Origin of the sequence: Aeromonas media, from assembly GCF_000819985.1 — a bacterium.
GTDB classification, from domain to species: domain Bacteria; phylum Pseudomonadota; class Gammaproteobacteria; order Enterobacterales; family Aeromonadaceae; genus Aeromonas; species Aeromonas media.
The window spans coordinates 1-5,798 of the sequence record NZ_CDBZ01000034.1; the positions used below are offsets into that span (position 1 = coordinate 1).

Annotated in this window: 3 protein-coding genes; 2 read left to right on the forward strand and 1 reads right to left on the reverse strand. The window is 60.6% G+C overall.

Annotated features, from left to right (window positions below):
* Positions 1 to 578: 578 nt before the first annotated feature.
* Positions 579 to 3,752: a ribonuclease E gene (gene rne / locus BN1127_RS02700; RefSeq protein ID WP_042648385.1), complete on the reverse strand. Its 3,174-nt coding sequence runs from the start codon at positions 3,750 to 3,752 to the stop codon at positions 579 to 581.
* A gap of 413 nt (positions 3,753 to 4,165) precedes the next feature.
* Between rne and rluC the strand changes: the two genes are divergently transcribed.
* Together rluC and BN1127_RS02710 are read left to right on the forward strand one after the other, a co-directional pair.
* On the forward strand, positions 4,166 to 5,110 hold the full coding sequence (gene rluC, locus BN1127_RS02705) for a 23S rRNA pseudouridine(955/2504/2580) synthase RluC (protein WP_202806771.1): 945 nt from the start codon (positions 4,166 to 4,168) through the stop codon (positions 5,108 to 5,110).
* Complete coding sequence (locus BN1127_RS02710; RefSeq protein ID WP_005329555.1) at positions 5,110 to 5,757, forward strand: HAD family hydrolase; 648 nt, start codon at positions 5,110 to 5,112, stop codon at positions 5,755 to 5,757. The genes rluC and BN1127_RS02710 overlap by 1 nt, the downstream gene beginning before the upstream one ends.
* Positions 5,758 to 5,798: the final 41 nt, after the last annotated feature.

A 5,798-nucleotide genomic window follows, 5' to 3' on the forward strand; every position in this document is an offset into this window, starting at 1 on the left:
CAACTTCGCCGGAATACGCACATGCTCGGCAACCGACAAAACAAGCCATATATGCCATCAAACAAAAGTGTTCATTTACTGATAATTTCCCGCCAGCTTTCCTCTTCCTCATTTACCCGCCTTGTCAGCAGAAGGAGCTGACTGCAGTCCGTCTCGTCTGTCAGGGGGCTAAGCCATCGTCTCACCCTCTCATCAGGGCTTCGGCTCTCGTCCTTCATTCCTTGAATGCATCCGCTCATGACGCGCGCCGCTCGGCATCGGTGTGACCGACCATGATTCCTTGTCGAGTTGCGGGGAAACTTGCACTTGCCCTGTGACGGGCTCTCTTGCCACAAAGCGAGAGGGCTGGATAACAGGAGCTAGGGCGGCACCCCATGGCATTGTCAGTGGTATCTTGGTCGCGACAAAGCAAGAGATGGAGGGGAGTGCAGAGCAGAGAACCCCGGTACCAGAGTTTGTCTTCCCTGAAAGAGGAAGAGGAGCAAGGGGGCAAGGGATTGAGGACACAGACCAATTGTCAGGCAAAAAAAGAGCCACACGAGGTGTGGCTCTTTTATCAGACCAGACAAGTCAGTGGATCAGGGACGACCGGCCGGGCTGGTTGCTACATTGACGGCGGCTGTGCTGCCACCGTGGCGGCCTGAGCTCGCGACTTCGCTACGCTCCAGCGGGGCCTGCTCAACCGGCTCACGGGGAGCCGGGGCAGGCACGGCTGCCGGCGTTGCCATGGGGGCAGAAGCCTTGCGGGCACGGGCCAGTACGCCAGCGCCTTTGGCAACCGGTTTGGTGGCCGGGGCGACGACAGGCTCGGGCTGTGCAACCACAGGGGCAACAGGCTCGGCGGCAGGAATCGCTTCCTCGGCTTGCGGGGCAGGAACCGGCTCCACCACAACGGGGGCGGCTTCTACCACAGCCTGGTCAGCGACGCTGGCCTCGACCACGACCTGAGTCTCCTCGACAACCACCTCGGTCACAGGTTCGGCAGCGACAGGAGCTGCTTCGATTGCTACCGGGGCCGGCTCGATGGCGGCAGGAGCCGCTTCGACTGCAACGGGGGCTTCAACCACCTCGGCGACCACAGGGGCGGCGACTTCGGTCGCAGCCGCTTGAGCCTGCTCATGGGCCTCTTCGGCCACGGCTTCAGCGACCACGTGCTCGGTCAGTGCGGAGGAGGCTTGCAGCGCGGCGGCAACGGCCTCGGCACTCGGGATGGTGATGACAGGCACGGCGGGCTCTTCCACCTTCACCTGAGCAGCATCCGCCTGGGCGGCTGTCGTCAGTTGCACGTCGGCCTGAGGTTCATCATCACGCTGGCCACGGGCATCTTCGTTGATGCGTTTGCGACGCTGGCCTTCGATCCGCTGGCTGCGCGGAGTACGGCGAGAGCGGCGCTGACCTTCGGTCTGCTCCTCTTGCTCACCGACCACGGCCGCAGTCTCGGCCAGATCAGGAGCCTGCTCGTCTACCGGCAGGACAGGGGTGTCGGTGGCGGCGACATCGACCCGAACCTGCTTGCGCAGCTGGCGACGTTCGCGACGCTCGGCCACTTTCTGCTCTTTTTCCTGACGCGGCTCGGCGCTGACGGCGACAGTCTCGACTGTTTCTACCGCTTCAACCACGACCTCGGCGCGGGGCTCGCGCGGTGCACGGGGTTCGCGAGCCGGGCGCGGGGCGCGGGGTTCACGTTCCTGACGGGGCTCACGGGGTTCGCGATCCATACGCGGTTCGTTGCGCACTTCGCCACGGGGTTCACGTTCCATGCGCTGTTCGCTACGCACTTCACTACGGGCTTCACGCTCCTGACGGGGCTCGCGCTCTTTACGCGGACGACGGTTGCGGCTCTCGCCACCCTCGCGGTTGGCCGCGCCTTCACGCTTCTCGCCAGCGTCGGCCGGGTTGCGGTTGCTGCGGTTGTCATCGCGACGACCACGCTGGCCACGGCTGCGGGTTTCGTCACGCTGATGACGGTGACCCTCATCCTTGCGCGCTTCCCGTTGGGCAGCCGGTTTCTCGGCGGGTGCTTTCACCTCAACCTGGGCGGTGTCGGAGCCGAACAGACCGGAGATGGCCTTGAACAACTTGCCAAACAGACCCGCTTCGGCGGCGACCGGTGCCGGTGCTGCGACGGGGGCAGGGGCGACAACAGGGACGGCCGGTTGAGGTGCCTGGACGAAGCCTTGCAGCAGCGGCTGCTCGCGCTCAATGACCTGAGCCTGCTTGGGCTGGTAGACCGGCTTGGCAATCTCGGTTTTCAGCTCGTAGCTGGCCGCTTCCGGGATCTCGTTCTGACGGATGCGGGTCACTTCGTAGTGCGGGGTTTCCAGATGCTGGTTCGGAATGATGTAAACACGAACATCATTGCGCTGTTCCAGGCTGGCGATGGCGGCGCGTTTCTCGTTGAGCAGATAGGCGGCGACATCGACCGGCACTTGGCCGTGAACCTGCTCGGTGTTGTCCTTCATGGCCTCTTCTTCGATGAGACGCAGGATGGACAGGGCGAGGGATTCGTTGTCACGGATGACACCCTGACCCTGGCAACGGGGGCAGATGTGGCTGCTGGATTCGTTGAGGGAGGGACGCAGACGCTGGCGAGACATTTCCAGCAGACCGAAACGGGAGATCCGGCCCAGCTGGATGCGGGCTCTGTCCTGATGGACCGCTTCACGCAGACGATTTTCCACTTCGCGTTGATGGCGAACCGGCGTCATGTCGATGAAGTCGATGACGATCAGGCCACCCAGGTCACGCAGACGCAATTGACGGGCAATTTCGTCGGCCGCTTCCAGGTTGGTCTGCAGCGCCGTCTCTTCGATATCGCCGCCCTTGGTGGCGCGGGAGGAGTTGATATCGATGGAGGTCAGCGCTTCGGTCGGATCGATGACGATGCTGCCGCCGGAGGGCAAACGCACTTCACGCTGGAAGGCAGACTCGATTTGGCTCTCGATCTGGAAGTGATTGAACAGGGCGACATCACCCTTGTACAGCTTCACGCGATTGAGGAAATCGGGGCGTACCAGCTCGATGTGCGACTTGGCACGTTCGAAGATGACCGGGTTGTCAATCAGGATCTCGCCGACATCGCGACGCAGATAGTCACGAATGGCACGCACGATCACGTTGCTCTCCTGGTGGATGAGCACGGGCGCGGTACGGTCCTGTGACGCCTTGTGGATGGAGTCCCAGTGGTTGAGCAGAACGTTCAAGTCCCATTCCAGCTCTTCCGGGGATTTGCCGACACCGGCGGTACGCACGATGAGACCCATGCCGTCCGGCACGGTCAGTCCGCTCAGGGCTTCTTTCAACTCGGTCCGCTCGTCACCCTCTATACGACGGGAAATACCGCCAGCACGGGGGTTGTTCGGCATCAGCACCAGATAGCTGCCGGCCAGACTGATGAAGGTGGTGAGGGCCGCACCCTTGGTGCCACGCTCTTCCTTGTCGATCTGGACGATCACTTCCTGGCCTTCGCGGACCACTTCTTTGATGTTGGGACGACCCTGATAGGAGTAACCGGAGGGGAAGTAATTGCGGGCGATTTCCTTTAACGGCAGGAAACCGTGGCGCTCGGCGCCATAGTCAACAAAAGCAGCTTCAAGACTGGGTTCTACGCGGGTGATTTTACCCTTGTAAATGTTCGCTTTTTTCTGCTCGTGTCCCGGACTTTCAATATCCAAATCGTAGAGCTGTTGTCCGTCAACCAGCGCTACGCGCAACTCCTCTTCCTGAGTCGCGTTGATTAGCATTCTTTTCATTGAGTTCTCATTATTTTGTCATTTTGATTCCTCCACAGGATCCTGCCGGCGCCGGCCTCGGGTCTTCAGCATGCTTGGGCAACCTCCCGGTTGGGGTATGCATGAGGCGCAAACTAAGGGCACTCTGGTTCAGTCTTCTCGAGAAGGCATGAATTAAGGATACCGGTGTGGAGACAATTAAATCGGTTCTGTTTGCGTTCTCCATGCGTTGTACCTCGCACCCGGGAACCGTCATGTTCTTGTATACACGGTGTTTCGGGATTGGGTGGCATACTTTTTGGCCACTTAGTACAAGGCTTGAACACAATGACAAAACCTTGTTTATTATCCCATTTAAACCACTTTTATAGCAAGACGCCATTTTTTAACAAAGCATGCAGCCAAGGGCTGCCGGCGGTGTTAAAATCCGCGCCATGACACAGATACATCAACAAGTGCAGCTGCTCACCATCGAAGCTGAGCATGAAGGGCAGCGCATCGACAATTTTCTCAAGACTCAGTTAAAGGGCGTCCCCAAGAGCCTGATCTATCGCATCCTTCGAAAAGGAGAGGTGCGCGTCAACAAGAAACGCATCAAACCGGAATACAAACTCTGCGCCGGCGACGAGGTGCGGGTGCCCCCCGTGCGCGTGGCCGAGAAGAACGAATTGCCCTCTGCCAACCTCGGCAGCATCCAGCGTCTGGAGAGCCAGATCCTGTTTGAAGACGAGGCCATGATAGTGCTGAACAAGCCGTCAGGCATGGCGGTGCACGGTGGCAGCGGCTTGAGCTTTGGCGTCATCGAAGGGTTGCGCGCCCTGCGTCCGGAAGCTCGGTTCCTCGAACTGGTGCACCGTCTCGATCGCGACACTTCCGGCGTGCTGCTGGTTGCCAAGAAGCGCAGTGCCCTGCGCAGCCTCCATGAGCAGTTGCGGGTCAAGACCATGCGCAAGCAGTACCTGGCGTTGGTGCGCGGTCAGTGGCAGTCCCACGTCAAGGTGGTCAATGCGCCGCTGCGCAAGAACGATCTGCAATCCGGCGAGCGGGTGGTGCGGGTCAGCAGTGACGGCAAGCCCTCCGAGACCCGCTTCCGCATTGCCCGTCAATTTTCCGAAGCGACCCTGGTGGAGTGCAGCCCGATCACCGGTCGTACCCACCAGATCCGGGTTCATACCCAGCATGCCGGCCATCCCATCGCCTGTGATGACAAATACGGTGAGGCGGCGTTTGATGAGAAGATGCGGACCCTGGGGCTGAAGCGGCTCTTCTTGCACGCCTGGAAACTGAGCTTCACCCATCCGGCCGATGATCGCGAGATGCAGGTGGAAGCGCCGCTCGCCCCCGAGCTCGATGCCTTCCTGAACAAGCTGGCACGCTGATGAAACGCGTCCGACTCGCCATTTTCGATTGGGACGGTACCCTGATGGATTCGGTGGGGCGGATCGTTGCCTGCGTGCAAGCGGCCGCCCGCGACTGCGGTGAGGGGGTGCCCGAGCCGCAGTCCATCCATCAGATCATCGGGCTCAGCCTGGCGGTCGGCATTCCCCGTTTGTTCAATCTGGCAGAGGGGAGTGAGCGGGCCCAGGCCCTGATCGCCCGTTATCGTCACCATTATCTGCATGACAAGACACCCAGCCCGCTGTTTGCCGGGGCTAGCGAGTTGCTTTCTGGCTGGCGGGCACAGGGCATTGGCCTCGCGGTTGCCACGGGCAAGTCCCGCAGGGGCCTCGACAGGGTGCTGGATGAAACGGGTTTGCGTCCTCTCTTTGCCGCCAGCCGTGGTGCGGATGAAGCGAACTCCAAACCCGATCCCCTGATGTTGACGCAAATTCTGGATGAGCTGGGTTTTGCCCCGCACCAGGCGGTGATGATTGGCGACTCCATCCATGACATGGCGATGGCTGAGGCCTTGCAGATGCCCCGCATCGGCGTCACTTGGGGTGTACATGATCGTGTCAGGTTGGCCGAACATCATCCCGTTGCCATCGTCGATACCATGGATGAGCTGAGGCAACTGCTGGGCTGAGTGCGCACCGGGTTGATGAACACAGAAACAACAATGGGAGC